14 protein-coding genes are annotated in these 16,825 nt (G+C 50.5%); 9 read left to right on the top strand and 5 right to left on the bottom strand.

The genetic code is table 11. From position 1 onward, the window contains the following. Positions 1–14 precede the first annotated feature (14 nt). From MHI45_RS03690 to MHI45_RS03655, 8 genes are all read left to right on the top strand, one after another. Entirely contained in the window at positions 15–2,321 is a 2,307-nt protein-coding gene (locus MHI45_RS03690; protein ID WP_076109457.1) for a thiamine pyrophosphate-dependent enzyme, read from the top strand. Between the two features lie 191 nt (positions 2,322–2,512). Beyond that, on the top strand, positions 2,513–4,321 hold the full coding sequence (locus MHI45_RS03685) for a cache domain-containing sensor histidine kinase (protein WP_076109458.1): 1,809 nt from the start codon (positions 2,513–2,515) through the stop codon (positions 4,319–4,321). Beyond that, the gene (locus MHI45_RS03680) at positions 4,293–5,807 is read left to right on the top strand and encodes a response regulator transcription factor (RefSeq protein ID WP_076109459.1); all 1,515 of its coding nucleotides are present in this window, start codon (positions 4,293–4,295) and stop codon (positions 5,805–5,807) included. Before MHI45_RS03685 ends, MHI45_RS03680 begins: the two co-directional genes overlap by 29 nt. Positions 5,808–6,064: 257 nt before the next feature. Further along, a complete protein-coding gene (locus MHI45_RS03675) occupies positions 6,065–7,036 on the top strand; it encodes an ABC transporter permease (protein WP_038593140.1) in 972 nt (323 codons plus the stop codon). 13 nt (positions 7,037–7,049) lie between these two features. After that, positions 7,050–7,919, top strand: a complete 870-nt coding sequence (locus MHI45_RS03670; RefSeq protein WP_038593138.1) for a carbohydrate ABC transporter permease — start codon at positions 7,050–7,052, stop codon at positions 7,917–7,919. A 38-nt stretch (positions 7,920–7,957) separates the two neighbouring features. Further along, positions 7,958–9,628: an extracellular solute-binding protein gene (locus tag MHI45_RS03665; protein WP_076109460.1), complete on the top strand. Its 1,671-nt coding sequence runs from the start codon at positions 7,958–7,960 to the stop codon at positions 9,626–9,628. Between the two features lie 225 nt (positions 9,629–9,853). Further along, positions 9,854–10,456 (top strand): DUF1349 domain-containing protein, encoded by a 603-nt coding sequence (locus MHI45_RS03660; RefSeq protein WP_076109461.1) that lies wholly within the window; start codon positions 9,854–9,856, stop codon positions 10,454–10,456. 80 nt (positions 10,457–10,536) lie between these two features. Further along, complete coding sequence (locus tag MHI45_RS03655) at positions 10,537–10,842, top strand: hypothetical protein (protein WP_076109462.1); 306 nt, start codon at positions 10,537–10,539, stop codon at positions 10,840–10,842. 151 nt (positions 10,843–10,993) lie between these two features. On the opposite strand, the gene MHI45_RS03650 is transcribed toward MHI45_RS03655, so the two are convergent. The 5 genes from MHI45_RS03650 to MHI45_RS03630 all read right to left on the bottom strand — a co-directional run bounded on the left by MHI45_RS03650 (position 10,994) and on the right by MHI45_RS03630 (position 15,563). After that, a complete protein-coding gene (locus MHI45_RS03650) occupies positions 10,994–11,812 on the bottom strand; it encodes an ABC transporter permease (RefSeq protein WP_038593130.1) in 819 nt (272 codons plus the stop codon). Next, positions 11,809–12,828, bottom strand: coding sequence for an ABC transporter ATP-binding protein (locus MHI45_RS03645; protein WP_076109463.1), 1,020 nt, complete (start codon positions 12,826–12,828; stop codon positions 11,809–11,811). Before MHI45_RS03645 ends, MHI45_RS03650 begins: the two co-directional genes overlap by 4 nt. A gap of 22 nt (positions 12,829–12,850) precedes the next feature. After that, complete coding sequence (locus MHI45_RS03640) at positions 12,851–13,648, bottom strand: ABC transporter permease (protein ID WP_076109464.1); 798 nt, start codon at positions 13,646–13,648, stop codon at positions 12,851–12,853. Positions 13,649–13,679: 31 nt separating this feature from the next. Further along, positions 13,680–14,714 (bottom strand): ArsR/SmtB family transcription factor, encoded by a 1,035-nt coding sequence (locus tag MHI45_RS03635; protein ID WP_076109465.1) that lies wholly within the window; start codon positions 14,712–14,714, stop codon positions 13,680–13,682. Between the two features lie 333 nt (positions 14,715–15,047). Then, entirely contained in the window at positions 15,048–15,563 is a 516-nt protein-coding gene (locus MHI45_RS03630; protein ID WP_179091686.1) for a MogA/MoaB family molybdenum cofactor biosynthesis protein, read from the bottom strand. A 227-nt stretch (positions 15,564–15,790) separates the two neighbouring features. Between MHI45_RS03630 and MHI45_RS03625 the strand changes: the two genes are divergently transcribed. Further along, a complete protein-coding gene (locus tag MHI45_RS03625) occupies positions 15,791–16,810 on the top strand; it encodes a CobW family GTP-binding protein (RefSeq protein WP_076109466.1) in 1,020 nt (339 codons plus the stop codon). The last annotated feature ends 15 nt before the right edge of the window (positions 16,811–16,825 follow it).

Below are 16,825 nucleotides of genomic sequence, written 5' to 3'. Positions count from 1 at the left end.
AGGTGGAATGAACAGTGGCTATTGATTATGAAAAAGAAATAGGTTCCGCCAAGGTGGAACAGAAATTCCTGTATGAATCAGGAAATGAAATGGCGGCATATGCTGCACATCAGATTAATTACCATGTCATGGGTTATTTCCCGATCTCCCCGTCGACGGAGGTTGCCCAGTTTCTTGATACGATGAAAGCAAGCGGACAGCATGATATTATGCTGGTTCCTTCGGACGGCGAGCACAGCTCGGCAGGGATTTGTTATGGTGCTTCTACAGCAGGCGGACGCGTATTCAACGCGACCAGTGCTCAAGGCTATATGTTCATGCTGGAGCAATTGCCTGTACAAGCCGGTACGCGGATGCCTATGGTCATGAACCTGGTCTGCCGCTCCATTTCCGGTCCGCTGAATATTCATGGCGACCATTCGGATTTGTATTTTGCCCTGAACACCGGCTGGCCGATCCTGATGTGCCGTGATCCTCAGTCCGTCTACGACATGAACCTGATGGCGCTGAAGCTGGCAGAACATGCCAAGGTCCGTCTCCCGGTTATGGTTGCTTCTGACGGTTATTTCACCTCCCACCAGAAACGCCGCGTGCAGGCTTTCGCCCACCGCGAGGATGTTCAGAAATTCGTAGGCGAACAGCCGCCAACCGGTTTTACCGATACATTGGACCGCAACAATCCGGTTACGGTAGGCCCTTATATGAATGAACCGGATTATATCAACAACCGTTACCAGCAATCGGTAGCGATGTACAATGCCGGTGAAGTGTTCGAGGAAATCGCCCAGGAATTTGCTGAGCTGACCGGACGCCATTACCCTATGATTGAGGAATACCGGATGGAGGATGCCGACGTAGCGGTATTCCTGATGAACTCCGCTTCCGAAATCATCAAGGATGTGGTAGATCAGCTTCGCCTGCAAGGCATCAAAGCCGGTGCGATCTCGCCGAATATGATTCGTCCTTTCCCGCAGAAGCAAATTGCCGAAGCGTTGAAAAACGTTAAAGCGATCACTGTCGGGGACCGCGCTGACTCTGTTGGCGGACACGGCGGCAATATGGTCAACGAAATTAAGGCGGCCCTGTTCACTTACGGCAACACCACTACCAAGGTAATCAGCCGCATTTATGGACTGGGCGGTAAGGATTTCTTCGCTGAAGATGGACATCATTTCTTCCAGCTCGCCATGGACGCTGTGGTCGCGGATCGCGTAGAAGTGCCGTTCGATTATTATGGACATAATCCTGGTGAAGCGGAAAAAGCTCCGAAACGATTGCTGAAACCGATGAATTTCGAGTCGCTCAAGACCGGACTGATTACGGTGAAGCAGGATGAAGTGACCGGCAAGCTGAGTGTGAAGGTGCCTCCGGTCCGTAGCCTGATGAAGAAGCCTAGACGGTTGTCACCGGGTCATGGTGCTTGTCCGGGCTGCGGTATTTTCTCGGGCCTGGAGCTGTTCTTCAAAGGGATTGAAGGAGATATCGTAGCGCTCTATCACACGGGCTGCGCAATGGTAACCACAACAGGTTATCCGTACTCCTCCCATAAATCAACGTTTATTCATAACCTCTTCCAGAACGGTGCAGCTACGCTGTCCGGTGTCGTGGAAATGTTCTGGGAACGCAAACGCCGCGGTGAGCTGGATGGACTGGGCCTGCAAGAGGACTTTACCTTTGTCATGGTTACCGGCGATGGCGGTATGGATATTGGTATGGGACCGGCCATCGGCGCAGCGCTGCGCGGCCACAAGATGATCATCGTAGAGTACGATAACGAAGGTTATATGAATACAGGCGCACAGCAATCGTATTCTACGCCGCTCGGACACCGTACTTCGACATCCAGCATCGGGAAAACCCAGCAGGGCAAAGTAACACAGCATAAAGACACCGCGCAAATTATGGCGGCTACGAACATTCCTTATGTGTTCACCGGCTGCGAGGCTTACCCGCAGGATCTGCTGAAGAAAGCGGCCAAAGCACAATGGTATGCTCAGAATGAAGGTCTGGTCTATGGCAAGATTCTGATTGCCTGCCCGCTGAACTGGATGTCCGAAGACAAGGATGGAACCGACATCGTATCCCTGGCTGTCGAGTCTTGTTTCTTCCCGCTCTACGAAGTAGAGCAAGGAGCGACGAATATTACGTACAATCCGGAAGACAAAAATAAACGGGTAGAGGTCTCGGCTTGGCTGAAGACGATGGGCAAAACCCGCCATCTGCTGAAGCCTGAGAACGAGCCTGCGCTGCGCAGCTTCGAGAACGAGGTACAACGCCGCTGGAACCGCCTGAAAGCGAAACATGAGCATCCAGACTTGTAAACAATGTTAAGCCAAGTAGTTTATGTCCAGTAAAACTCAATATGAGGGTATAGACAGTCCTATAATCATCTCCCAAGATGGTTATGGGACTGTTCTTTTATTTTTTTGTTAAATGTAATTGAAACGGACGACAGCGTTGCGTTAAGATGGCATTATTCTCTCGGAATTCATTTTTGAGGAGGTTAAGCCGTTTGTTTTGTAACCGCTTTAAATTTAGCACCAAGCTGATAGCCGCGTTGTCAGTGGCAACACTTATCATCTCGGGTATAACCGGACTGATTACATACAAGGTGCATCTCTCGCTGTTTAATCAGGAGATCAGCCGCCAATACAGACAGACTACAAAACAAGTGCTGGCTCGTCTCGATTCCCGGGTAAAGGACATGTACAGGATTACAGACTATATCACACTTAATCCTTCGGTGAAAACAGCGATTCTTAATCAGACGGCAGGGGCAACTTCTTTTGAAAGAATGCAGGTTGAGAGAGTATTGGATGAACAGTTATACCAGGTCCGGCTAGACGCTCCGGAAATGATAGGTATGCGAATCTATGATCTCAAGGGTAATATTATGAACCTGGGAACTTTATCCGGTTCTTTCCAGCGTCTGGACCCAACCTGCTTGGAAGACATGATAGACAGGCTGGAAGGAACCGCTGGGGAATATGTCTGGAGCCGGGTCAAACTTGACCCCGGGAGCCAGATGGAACCTACAAATTGGGTAATGGCGGGCAGATTGATGCGTTCTGTTGATCTGGAGACCTATGGAATGATGCTTATTCTGTTTAATACCTCTTTATTTGAGTCTCATCTTAAAGATTTGCGCGTGCATGAGGATGCGAATGCTTATCTGTTCGATGGTGACGGTAAGCTGCTGTATTCATTGAGCGGGGACGCAGAATCTGTTCCGGATTTGCCGGAATTGGGCACTGATGCGAATCTGATCCAGAAAGAGGGCGGAATCTCCTATTTATATACGAATCAAGTAGCGGACAAGGTAAATTTCTCGCTGGTGAGCAAGGTTTCGCTTGAACAGATCCAAAGCCGGAGTAAAGTGATTTTACAAGTGGCCATTATATCCGCCCTGGCTAGTCTCTTCTGTTCCTGGTTAATCATTACCGTAATCAGCAGAAGGCTGCTTCGCCCGCTGGGAAGCCTTGTGCAAGGAATGAGGCGGGTGCGTGAAGGGAAGTTCGACACACGGGTCAGCATCAGGACACGTGACGAGCTGGCTTTTATTGGGGACAGCTTTAACCGCATGACTTCCCGGATAGAAACGTTGATACATGAGGTTTATGAACGGGAGATCAGTGAGAAGGAAGCAGAGCTGAAAGCTATTCAGGCACAGCTTAACCCCCATTTTCTGTACAATACATTGGGTATGTTTTTTTGGAAGTTCTACATGCACGGCGATGAGAATTCAGCGCAACTTGTCAATAATTTGTCGGAGATGCTGCAGTATACGTTGGAGCCGGTACAGCATTTGACGACCTTGCATGATGAAATCAAGCAGATTAACAACTACCTTGAAATTCAGAAGGCGCGTTATCAGGAGGCGCTCTCAATAGAGATTGATCTTCCAGACGAGCTGTTGAACTGCCCGGTTATCCGGCTGCTGCTTCAACCCATTGTGGAAAATGTGTTTGTGCATGCTTTTCGTAACAAAAAAAACGACCGCCGCCTAACGATCAGCGGATACCGGATGCTGGCGGCCGGAGAAAATCCGGAGCAGCTGGTTCTGGAAATCGCCGACAACGGCAGCGGTATGGATCAAGCTCTGATCCGGAGCATTTTGGAGTTGCCAGGCATCGCGGACGATGGCGGCCGGCATATCGGTACCAGGAGCGTCATCCGCCGTATTGAATTGGTGTATGGCGCTCCTTACGGGGTGGATATTCACTCAGCAATAGGGAAGGGGACGCTGGTACGCCTGCGTCTTCCATATCATTCTGCGGGAGGGGGGAACGGATATGATCGGAAAGCTGCTCGTCGTGGATGACGAAGCTTGGTTCCGCGAAGGGCTGATGAAGTTGATCAGCACCAATGAGCTGGGATGGGAAGTGGTCGGCGAAGCGGCAGACGGGGAGGAAGCTCTGGCTGCAATGGAGCTGTGCATGCCCGATTTGGTCATTACAGATATTAATATGCCTGTTATGGATGGTCTTTCGTTGACGGAAAGGCTCTCGGACAGCAATCCAAACGTCATGGTGATTATTCTGACCGGTTACCGGGAATTTGAGTACGCACAGCGGGCGGTACGGTACGGTGCAGTCGAGTTCCTTCTGAAACCGTTTTCTCTGGATGAAGTTTACCGCGTCCTGCGCAAGGCCTATGAGAAGTTCCGCCTGAACATGCTGGAAAAAAAGGTCCGGCTCAAAGAACGGCAGATCAATCTGTTCCGGGCGGCTCTCTACGGATGCTCCCACGATCTTGAGGCGTGGGAGGCCTGCAGCAGGGAGTGGGCAGGCTTCTCCTTCTGTATTCTAAGAGTCCGAAGCTATTATCCGCATGAGAAAACTTATACGCAGCGGGATGTAGGGCTTCTGCATTATGCGGTATCCAACATTATAACGGAGTTGATGGTGAGGCATGGTGTGCGGGGAATATGGTTCCCATTGAGGAGTGAAGAGTTTGCCTTCCTGCTGGAGCCGGGGCCCGTTGCCGCCGCTTATCAATCGACAGTTCGGAGCACGGTAAGCCGCTATACTGGTATTCAGGTCTGCTGGCTGGATGGAGGAATTCTCCGGCAGCTTGACGGCTTGGCGGCACAATACCAAAAAATCGGGAAAGCAGCCGGCGGGGAAACTCCCCCCGACGGGATGAATCCGCAGCGCTCCTACCCGTTCAAGGAAGAATTGCTGTCCTTGTTGATCACAAGTAACCTGCAGGGGGTAAGGGAAAGGATAACAGCTTATCTTCAAAAAGCATCAATCATGGACCTTCAGTCCGGAAAAACGGAGGTCTACACGATGATGACCGCTTTCTCGGATATTCTAATGAATGACTTCAGGCATTTGAAAGCTGCCGGATATGAAGCCCTGAATCCTGGAGCGATCCTGATGCTTCGCTCTGTACCCGAGCTTATGGAATGGGCCGAGGGCAAGAGCAGGGATTTCATCGCCTTATTCGTACAGTGGCTGCAGGAGAAGCAGGGTGATGTCGTCTTACGGGCGAAGCAATACATTGACTCTCATTACCGCGGGGTATGCACGCTGCAGACAGTGGCCGGGCATGTGCATGTGACGCCTAATTATCTCAGTAACCTGTTTAAAAAGGAGACAGGCATAGGGTTTACCAGCTATGTTAGCCACCTGCGGATTGAGCGGGCAAAATCGCTTTTGGCCGGAACTAAACTAAGGATGCTGGAAATTGCCGAGGAGAGCGGATTTGATAATTCCAGTTATTTCACGACCGTTTTTAAACAGCTTACCGGGAAATCGCCCAGCGAATACCGTAAACAAACAGGTGAAGGCTTGATTGATTAATGTATAAAGGACTCCACACAATAACATCCAAAACTCAGCCATTGGCTGGTTTTTTTTGGGTTGCAAGAGATTGAATATTTCTGCAATCAATCCGTTTTGTATTTCTCAGATAATGAGGTACACCTCGTTCAGAGGACGGCAAACCTGTTCTACTTGTGTAGAATTTCAATAAATCATCGGTAAATATCAAATGATTGCGTTTGCAGATGTCACTAGAATAGATTACAGATGGATACAGCCTTGAGAGGAGAGAAGAGATGAAGGCAGCACGCACAGTGAGAGGCCCGGTATTCCGGCCGGGAGATAAGGTCGCGAAGCACAGAACAAGACAGCAAGCGTTAAGACGGTTCAAATCAAACATTCCCCTGCTGATCATGTTTGTGCCCGTCATATTATTTTATGTGATTTTTCGGTATGCGCCAATCGGAGGGTTGGTTCTTGCGTTCAAAGATTACAATTTTTACGATGGAGTTTTGAACAGCCCGTGGGTGGGATTTCAGCATTTTCAAACTTTGTTTCAGGATTCCAGGACACTTGAGATTATTCGAAACACTGTGGGTTTGAGTTTGCTGAGCGTTGTATTCGGATTTCCCATTCCGATTATTTTGGCAATTATGCTTAACGAGGTAAGGAATATGGGATTCAAACGTACAATTCAGACGATTGTCTATATGCCGCATTTTCTCTCGTGGGTCATCATTGCCATGATGGTCACGACAGTTTTCTCTATGGAGCATGGGATAGTCAACAATCTGGTGGAAAAGATCTACGGTGAACCTTTTGCCTTCATGTACAGCAAAGGCTCTTGGATCGCGATATTTGTCGGCTCCGGCATATGGAAGGATATGGGGTTTAATGCCATCATTTTTCTGGCGGCCTTAACAACCATTGACCCGAGCCTCTACGAGGCCGCAGGGATGGACGGAGCAAGCAAGCTGCGCCAGATCTGGCATGTAACCATTCCGGGCATCCGGCCGACCATTATCCTGTTGCTGATCCTGTCGATGGGGCGTGTCATGGAAGTGGGCTTTGACCAGGTCTACATGCTCCAGAATTCAAACGTTAACCAGATCGCGGATGTAATCAGCACATACATTTACCGGACCGGTCTGCAGGGCGCCCAATTCAGTCTGACCACCGCCATGGGGCTGTTCGAATCGCTGGTTGCGTTCCTCCTGATTTTCAGTGCCAATTATATCGCCCGCAAATTTAACGAAGGATTATGGTGAGGAGGGGATAGCTGTGAAAGATACAAGAGGTGAACAAGTTTTTTATACGCTCAACTATATTGTCCTGTCCCTGATTGCCTTAAGCTGTATACTGCCGCTGCTGAATGTCACAGCATTATCTCTCAGTGGTGCTAATGCTGTGATGGCGGGACGTGTAGGACTGTGGCCAGTCGACTTCAGCTTATTCTCTTTCGAGAGCCTGTTCAAGGGAACGCCGATTGTGCGTTCATTCTGGAACAGTGTGGAGATTACATTGATCGGTACTGCGCTCAGTATGGCTGTAACAATCATGGCTGCATATCCGCTTTCCAGAAAACAATTCTACAGCAGAAGATTTTTCACCATGGCTATGGTATTTACAATGATTTTTAACGGCGGTCTGATTCCGACTTATCTGGTTGTCCAAAAGCTCGGCTTGGTCAACAGCTACGGGGCATTATGGCTGCCTGGACTGGTCAGCACGTACAACATGCTTATTATGCGTTCTTCATTTGAGAATTTGCCGAAGGAAGTGGACGAAGCGGCACGTATCGATGGATGCAGTGAGCTGGGGCTACTATTCCGGATTGTCCTCCCGCTATCCAAACCGATGCTGGCTACGCTGGCCTTATTTTATGGAGTGGGCTATTGGAATTCATTTATGAGTGTGATGATTTATATCAATGACACTGTCAAATTCAATATGACGGTACTGGTCCAGAATATGATCAAGTCTACTTCGCTGGTCCAGGATTTCTCCGATCCTACGATGGTTTCCAACCTGACACCTGAGGGTGTAAGATCAGCGGCGGTCATTGTTATGATTGTTCCGATATTGGCCGTATATCCATTTCTGCAGAAATATTTTGTGAAAGGTGTAATGCTTGGCTCCATTAAAGGCTGAGTGTTGTTATAAATTCCATAAGAAAGAGGGGCTTATGTATGGCTGACGGATTCAAGAAATGGATGAAAGGTTTGATGGTTGGAGCATTGGGAGCTGGACTACTGGCCGGATGTTCCGGCGGCAATGGTGGAGAGGCAGACGGCAAGCAAGCGAAGGAGGAAAGTGGGGAAAAACGGGGCAATATTTCATCCACCATCTATGACCGGGGAGCAGTACCCAGCGGTATGGGGACGATCGAAGATAACATGTGGTCAAAGTGGATCAACGAAAACGGCCCAGCGAATGTGAAGTTTACCGCAGTCCCACGCTGGGAATCACAGTCCAAGCTCAATGTGCTACTTGCATCGGGAAGTGCACCGGATTTAATTTTTGAGTTCGGCACCAGTATCCGCAATACGCTGTTTGATCAGAAGCAGCTTCTGCCGCTCGACGATCTGATTGAAAATACCAGTGTCGAGTATAAGGCGCTGCTTGTGAAATATCCGGAATTAAGAAAAGCCGGTACCAAAACGGATGGCAAATTGTATGAAGTAGGGCGCATAAATGAGGTATATCCATTAATGAGCTTCTTCATTCGTGAGGACTGGCTGAACAAGCTTGGACTCCAGCCTCCGGCAACCGAAGAAGAGATGATTGAGGTGGCCAAGGCTTTTACCGATCAGGACCCGGACGGTAATGGCAAGAAGGATACGTATGGGATCGGCGGCCTGCAGTTTGGAGACACAGCGGGGCTGTTCCGCTATATGTTTAACGCTAACTGGGTGAATGTGGATAAAAATAATGATATCGTCGTGGGGCTTAACAATATGAAAGAATCTACTGCGTTTAAGCGCAGCCTCTATGAAGCGGGAGTGGTGGACAAGGATTTTCTGACGGATAAGGATGGCTCTAAAACCAAACAGGATTTCCTGAATGGGAAAATAGGCATGTATGCCTTTATGACCGGCGATTACACTGGCTTTGCAGCTAAGGAGCTGGATACGCTTACGCAGAATGTTCCAGGTGCAAAACTTAAAGTGATACCGCTCCCTACTACGAGTGTAGGACAGTATACGATGGTATGGAACAATCCGGTTCAAATGACGGCTGTGGTGAATGCGAGAGCAAAAGACCCGGAGGCGGTCATGAAATATATAGATTTTATGACTAAAACCGAGACTGGACGAACGTTTAAAAACGGTTTCGAAGGCACTCATTATAAAGTAGAAGCCGATGGCCGGATGGTGATTACCGATCAGGAGAAATACAAAAATGAAGTGAGCTGGGCGAGTGACTATGCAATGCTTTACAGCCGTCTTGAGGAAGGCAAGGCCGGGTATACAGAGAGTCTGTTTAATGAGGATATTCCGGTACAACAAGAAGGGCTGCGCCTGTTCAGAGAGGCCCGCGATGTCTACATGAACCATTTGCAGGTAGGTGAAGGCCTCACCCATTCCGAGCATATGCCGCAGCTGCCCAAAGGGTTGCAGGTGAAATTCAACAATGTCACTACTGAGGTAAACGATATTTTCACCCGGTCCATTATCAGCGGCAGCAAATATACCGTCGAACAAGCAGCGGCGGATGCGCAAAAGAAGTGGGAAAACGGAGGCGGCAAGGAAATAGAAGACTGGTACAAGGAATGGTGGGGCAAGGAAAAAGATAATGTTCTGGTATGGAGCGATTTCTATAAGATTTACGAACAGCAACAGGCAGACTACAAGAAATAAGGGCTTGAACAGGCGGATAACATTGGGCAAGACCCAAAAGCCAGTAGTTAACCAACGTCGTTCCTGCATAAATTAGGTATTATTTTGCCACCACACCCGGCTTAATTTCAGCGCACAGCATTTATAAGCTTCATACCGCCGCAATGTTAGGTTATATTGTTGTTATGGTAATTTGTGCCTAGCAAGTTAATGGCTGATGTGAAAACGGAAAGTGGAGGTACCTAAATGGTAAAGACGAACAACTGGCAGGATGGGATATGGACCAATGAACCGAAGAGCTGTACCCTACAGGGAGATCAATTGATTGTCGAAGCAGTAGAGGGCAGCGATTATTGGCAAAAAACGATGTATGAATTTCAGCATGACAACGGGCATGCACTGCTGGCTCCATGGAAAGATGGAGAAGCGGTTGAAATCAGCTTTTCATTGCAGGGCATCACAGAACTATACGATCAGGCGGGAATTATGCTGTGGCATAGCCCTACAGTCTGGATTAAAGCAGGCATAGAGATGAATGATGGCGTGCCTCATGCCGGTGCAGTTGTAACTGACGGATTCTCCGACTGGTCGTTGTCACCCGTGGCAGAATGGGCCGGAGAGACCGTAACTTTCCGCGCTTCGCGCATGAAGGATGCAGTCATCATCAGAGCCAGAACGCAATCGCATCCATGGCGGACCTTGCGGGTTGCCCGTTTTCCTTATGAGTCCGGTGTACAAGCGGGACCCTTCGTCTGTGCTCCTACAAGGGCGGGATTAAAGGTTGTCTTTACACGCTGGATAACTACGGGTCCCGATAAAGATGTACATACGGATCCCCCGCTGCTCTAATCCTGCTGCATATTTTTTGAACTCCCAGCCATCCTATAGTTAACAGGATCTAAGAATACTTGGCTTAGGGGGTATCGGATATGAAGCGCTATATTGCGGGATGGCTTGCTGCTGTTTGGACTGTAGGGAGTATGCTGACAGGCACTAACCAGCCTTCACAACATGATACAGATCAATCATTCACCATCCGGGCAGAGCTGAGAGGCAATACTCCGGACGTATATGGAGCGGTCGCTCCAGGAGAAACGTCTGTGACAGAATCAGAAACGGGCAACAAAGCCGGAATTCCAATTGTGTATACCTCGATGGATAAAGAGAGGGGCAAATACTCTAAAAAGGTAAAAGCGTTTTTTAACGGACTTTGGGGACATATGGGTGCCCATTGAATTTGTGGTGAAATGCAAAAAAACTCAAACTGAGGGAGATCCCGCAACGCATAGAAACAGGCCAGCCCGATTCCCGGCTGGCCTGTTTCTATCTGTATTTCTTGTGTATGAGGTGAGCTAAACCCTATCTACGTGTAATGCTGCGATAGTATCAAAATAAAGTCCAGTTGCCTTTCATTCTGGCATGTCTTTCTGCCCGGTACAGCGTGTAGCGGGTGCAGCCGATCAGCGCGAGGCTGCCGATAATCAGGATGACGAGAGACCACCACCAGCCTGTGCCGATGTCGTTATAAAGTGCCCCGCGCACCAGAATCAAGCTGTAGGTGACCGGGAACAGTGCAGATAATCCTGTAGCCCAAGCCGGGAAGACCGCCGGAGGTATGCGCACGCCCCCGAACAGCTGCATCGGCGCCTGGAAGATATAGTACAGAAACGAAGATTCCCTGGAGAACAAGGATACCGCACAGAGCAATGCTCCCCAGACTATGGCCGCTGCCAGCGTTACCAGGAGGACCATTAGCAGCGCGAGCCAGTTTACAGAGGACATATCCGCTACAAAGATGAAGGTGAGCAGTGAAAAGGAGGCGAACATCCAGATGCCGTGAAGCAGAGAATACAGAGAACGCCCGTACAGAAAACCCATCTTTGAGGACGGGGTCAGGAAGACGGTCTCCACCGTTCCGCCTTTGCGCTCCAATTCGAACAACCATGCCGATTCTACCGCTGTCCAGAACAGCTGAAAGACCAGATAGCCGCTCAGCAAAAATAGGGGGATTCTGCCGTCAGGGATGACCTGCGAGAGCATGGAGCCCTCTCCGCTGCGATAAGGCTTCATCGAATAATAGGAAGTCAAGAAGGCGAGCGCCGGCCAAAACAGCAGGGAGAAAAACACAGTCCGGCCCTTCGTACGGTTCTGGTGCTGCTTGCGCAGCTCGGCTGCAACCGTCAGCCATAAACCGCCGGGCCTCATGACACCCGTCCTTCCGAGAGCAAAATGATCGCATCCTCCAGATTGGGCTTGTCGCAGGAAAAACCGGTGATCACCAGACCGTTTGCTGCGGTCCAGGGCAGCAGCTCCGTAATCAGCCTGTCGGCGGAAGGGGTCTGCACGGAGATACGGTAGAAGGCATCGCTCCCAAATGAGGATTCATCGCTTCGGCAGCTGCCCGCCAGCTCTGCCGGATGGCCCAGCTGGCCCAGATGCTCCAGCAGTTGCGGGCGCAAGGCTTCATCCCAACCGGTGACATCGAGATGTGCGGTCTGCGATCCGGCAACCTGCCGGACAATCGCCTCCGGCTTGTCGCACAGCAGCAGCTCGCCGCGATTCAGTACATACACCCGGTCACAGAGCTCTTCAACCTCCTGCAAATAATGGCTGGTCAGGAGGATGCCTTTGCCTTGCTCTTTGGCGAGCTGCCGCACAGTGCCCCGCAGCTGCCTGGCAATAGGCGCATCCAGCCCGAGTGTCGGCTCATCAAGAAATAAATATTGCGGGTCATTGATCAGACCGCGGGCAATCTGCAGGCGCTGCTTCATTCCTTTGGAATATTGCTCCACAGGCTGGTCTGCGGCTTCAGTCAGGCCGACTTCAGCAAGTAGTCGATCACTTTCCACACGAATTTTGGAAGCACTGAGACCGTATAATTTGCCGAAATATTGCAGGTTTTCTCTTCCTGTGAGTCTCCAGTAGAGCATCCGTTCTCCACCGGCAATCATGTTGACCTTCTGTTGCACATCACGCCGGTTTCCGGCTAAAGAAACGCCGTCAATCTGAATATCCCCTGAGGTGGGATCAAGCAGGGTGGATAACATACGGATGGTTGTCGTTTTGCCAGCACCATTCAGGCCCAGCAATCCGACAATTTCCCCTTTATCAATGTTCAGCGACAGGTTTTTAACGGCAGTCACTCTCTTTAGCTCGGAGCGGAATAAGCCAGTTCTGTTCCTCGTTTCGTACGTTTTGGTAACCTCATTCATTTGAATCATTTGCTATTCACTCCTTCACTGGCTAAAATCGCTCAAACATTCCACGCTCCACGCGCCGGTTGCACCATAAGCCTACTGCGATGTAAAGGAACGACAGCAGCAGGACCAGGGGAACATCACGCAGTCCAACTACCTCTCCGGTAAGCAGACTGCTGCGCAGAAGCTCAAGTGCAGAGGTCAGCGGAAAAATCTCGGCTGCCTGCTGCAGATAACCGGGCAAATATTGCCGCGGGAACTGAAATCCGCAGAGCAGCGTAGTTACCGCAAAAAAAGTGTTTTGTACGATGTATGTATCTCTTGTGTACAGCATGATGCTTCCCAGCACCAGAGCCATCGCATAGCAGGACAGCAAGAAAAGCAGTCCGCTGGTCAATACCGACAGCAGATGGGGGGTGGGGAGGCGAAGGCCTGCCAGATATCCAAACAACAGGATCGTGATCAGTTCAAAACCGCTGCGGTACAGCTGCTGGGCGGCGTTGCCCAGAAAATATCCGTTCCGTCTGGAGGGGGAGAGCAGCAGCGCTTCCAGGGTTCCTTCCCGCCATTCTGTCATCAGCGCGCGGGAGACATTCATGATCATGCTGGTGGAGAAAATGCTTAGTGCCCCTCCGATGATTACATAGGCCAGGTAGTTGCTGCTGCCTGCAAAAACAGAGAACTGCGCATCCAGTTCGCCCCGGATCAAATAGTAATACGAGAAATAAGAAATTAGGACAAGATAGCCTCCTTCAATAATATGACCGAAGGTAAAGGTCCAGGGGTAAGCTCTCAGATTGGATCTCTGGTTCCTGACTGCGGTTGCGATTGCGGTTTGCCACACAAAGAAACAACTCCTTTTTCAGTAATCGGCGTTATTGTTCGAAAAACTGCCTTTGCAAGTTGATCAGACTGTCAAAGGCTTCCTTGTTGCAGAAGTAGAACAAGTAATTGCCTTTCCGCTCGGAACCCGCCAGTCCGGCCTCAACCAGTTGCTTCAACTGCTTCGATACAGCCGCTTCTGAGATGCCGAGAAGCGGGGCCAGTTGTTTCGTGCAATGCGGAGCCTGCCACAGCAGCTTTAGAATTCGCAGGCGGCTTCCATCACCGAGCGCCTTCAACTGGCGCAGCAGATCCTCCGGAGGTGCTTCGCTGTAAGGCAGGCCGGGAATATCCACGGCCAGCGGAAGGGTCAGTGTATCCTCGCTCCAGTCCATTAGCAGATGCGGGTGGATGAAGGTTGAAGGCAATACATACACCTGCTGCAGACGATCATAGGGGAAATAGTAGGTGACTGCCTTCTGGGCGGTAAAGGTTCCGCTCCCGGCGAGCAGGCGCGGGTGCAGCGAATTCAGTGCCTTTTCGGCTGAGCGGATTACATCTGCCTGAAACTGTGTGGCGGTTGTGCTGATCCACGGGGCGATGTAATCCCATTCCTTGCGGAAATACTCCCTCTCGTAGGTCTCCAGCACAGCAAGCAGCAGGTGGCGGACGTCTTTGAGATTCTTCAGCAGATACAGCCCGGCTTCATCCGGCTGTTCTCCGTGAGGGTTTGCTAACCTGCCCTGCTGCCATTCAAGAATCGTTCCAAGCGAGACCTTGCTGTTCAGCAAAAGGTGCATAAATTCTGCATCGGGCAGACTCTTGAGCAGTGCGATGCCTTCGGAGCATGTCAAGGAGGAGCCGGGACGAACTGGTGTCATCAGGGACAGCCATCCGTCCGATATCCTCCCGATAGTCTGAATCTCCTCGCACAACGAGTGCGGCATTTGCGCTGTAAGTTCCCTGGCCCAATGCAGCCGTTTCGGATGATGCTGAGGCTGATGCAGCACATGCAGACTGCACAGCAGTTCATGATACGGACTGATGACGGTTTTGATCTTGCGTTGCAAGGTTAAGAGTGAGCTCATCTCGTTCCTTTCCGATTAACCATTTGGTTAATCAAAAACCACTTTCGCGTAAAGTGTTCAATATTATAAATTTCACAGCCCCGGTTGTCAATGGATTTTTCCACAGCTGAAAAAGGCGAAAGAACACCGCGTGAATACCGTGCACGCATTTGTTCTTTCACCTTTGAGGGCAGCATTATTATGATTTGGAAGAGCTGTTATCGCTTCTTGCCGCGCATGGAGCCGGAGATAGTGCACATCTCATCTCTGACAGAGTAAGTGTAAATATGGGATTGCTCATTTGTCCATGCTCCAGTAAATATGGGCATTCCATTACTCTGTCCTATATTCCAGTTACGGCTGTTTATATATTTCACGCATGACATGGCGCAGCTCGGGAATAATCAGCCGTTCCATGGCCAGCTTAATTGCACCGGTGGAACCGGGCATGGAGAAGATAGCCGTGTTGCCGATCGTCCCGGCTATAGCCCGGCTGAGGATCGCAGCGGAGCCGATATCTTCCGTGAAGCTCAGCAGCCGGAAAATCTCCCCGAAGCCCGGCAGCGACTTGTCAAGCAGGGAAGCAACGGCTTCGTAAGTGGTATCCCGCGGTGAAATCCCTGTTCCCCCGGTCAGCAGTACGGCTTCGATGCCGGAGTGCACGGAGCTTTTGTAGACCAGTTCGCGGATATCTTCGTAATCGTCCTTGACGATGTCGCGGCCAGTGACTACAAATCCAGCCTCTTTAAGCATAGATTCTATCAGGGCGCCTCCGGTGTCGGTCTCCAGGGTACGCGTGTCCGAGACCGTTATAATATGGCAGGCCACCGTTTGGGGCGCTTCACGCCGGTGTTCCTCTACAGATGACATGCAGACCAACTCCTTCATCATTCATTATGGCTGACAGCTATCCAACGAGACGGCAGGGGCTCAGCCTAATCCTTCTTTACCCCATATTAGGGGAAGGATTACTTAAAGACAAGCTGCGGCCTTGACTGAAGTTGAAATCCCCCGCTCGCCTCCGGCCTCCTTGCGTGCATATGGGCACTTGTAGTACACTCGCTACCATAACGGAATTTTGTTGGGAGAGATGAAACTTGGAACAGGCATTGCCAGTTTACATATTGTCAGGATTTCTGGGGAGCGGCAAGACGACTCTGCTGCAAAGGCTGCTGGAACACTGGAAGACACAGGGACTCAGACCGGCAGTTATCATGAACGAGCTTGGCGAGGTGAACCTCGACGGGCTGCTGGTCGAACAATCCGTACCGATGGCAGAAATGCTGGGTGGCTGCATCTGCTGCACAAGCCGCGGTGATCTCAGTACGGAACTGACTACGCTGGTGAAGAAAGAATCACCCGATGTTGTTATCATTGAAGCGACAGGTGCGGCGAACCCGCTGGAAATCGTAGATGCCGTTACCGAAACCTCGCTGTACCAGCTGGTGGAGCTGAAGGGGCTGATTACCGTTGTGGATACCGCACATTTGCTGGAGCTGTACCGGTCCCAGCAGGGCGCTACCTACAGGCTGATGCAGGAGCAGATCCGCTGCGCATCCGTGCTTATACTGAACAAAACCGACCGCGTAACCACAGAGGAAGCGGAAGAGATATCCGCCGTGCTGCGCAAATGGAATGCCTACGCCCAGATCATGCCTGCGGTGCGCTGTGAATTGGAGCCGGAAGTGCTGCTTGGCAGCGTCGGCGGAGTTCATGCGGAGGCCCGTCCAGAGGATGAAGCAGCCGGTCCGGCGGACGGCGGTTTGAGTACGGAGAATGGGGGAGAATCCCATCATACCCATGATCATGTAATGGCATATACCCATTATTTTAAACGTGCGGTGAACAGTGAGGAGTTCGAGCAGTTCGTTAAGGAGCTTCCACGGGATGTATACCGGGCTAAGGGGATCGTAACTTTTAATGACACTGCGAGCCGCTTTCTGTTCCAATATGCCTACAGGGAAGCCGATTTCATGAAAATAACTCCTCAGGGCGATGTCCCTGATGTTGCTGTATTTATCGGTGAACACTTCTCATCAAGCGAGCTTCGCAGCAGGCTGCTTCAGCTGGAGAAACGTACATTGATCCGGCCAGGTACGGTGAAGAGGAGCCTTTAATCAAGCTTCCTTTGA

The sequence above is a fragment of the Paenibacillus sp. FSL H3-0321 genome, from assembly GCF_038002865.1.
Lineage (GTDB): Bacteria > Bacillota > Bacilli > Paenibacillales > Paenibacillaceae > Paenibacillus_AQ.
Note: the sequence above shows the minus strand (reverse complement) of the source record. Positions and strands in the feature narration are given on the sequence as shown.

Bases quoted from the DNA above. Each gene is read 5' to 3' on its own strand.
- MHI45_RS03665 (WP_076109460.1), top strand. From the start codon at position 7,958: ATGGCTGACGGATTCAAGAAATGGATGAAAGGTTTGATGGTTGGAGCA.
- MHI45_RS03675 (WP_038593140.1), top strand. From the start codon at position 6,065: ATGAAGGCAGCACGCACAGTGAGAGGCCCGGTATTCCGGCCGGGAGAT.
- MHI45_RS03680 (WP_076109459.1), top strand. From the start codon at position 4,293: ATGATCGGAAAGCTGCTCGTCGTGGATGACGAAGCTTGGTTCCGCGAA.
- MHI45_RS03660 (WP_076109461.1), top strand. From the start codon at position 9,854: ATGGTAAAGACGAACAACTGGCAGGATGGGATATGGACCAATGAACCG.
- MHI45_RS03645 (WP_076109463.1), bottom strand. From the start codon at position 12,828: ATGATTCAAATGAATGAGGTTACCAAAACGTACGAAACGAGGAACAGA.
- MHI45_RS03650 (WP_038593130.1), bottom strand. From the start codon at position 11,812: ATGAGGCCCGGCGGTTTATGGCTGACGGTTGCAGCCGAGCTGCGCAAG.
- MHI45_RS03655 (WP_076109462.1), top strand. From the start codon at position 10,537: ATGAAGCGCTATATTGCGGGATGGCTTGCTGCTGTTTGGACTGTAGGG.
- MHI45_RS03630 (WP_179091686.1), bottom strand. From the start codon at position 15,563: ATGTCATCTGTAGAGGAACACCGGCGTGAAGCGCCCCAAACGGTGGCC.
- MHI45_RS03635 (WP_076109465.1), bottom strand. From the start codon at position 14,714: ATGAGCTCACTCTTAACCTTGCAACGCAAGATCAAAACCGTCATCAGT.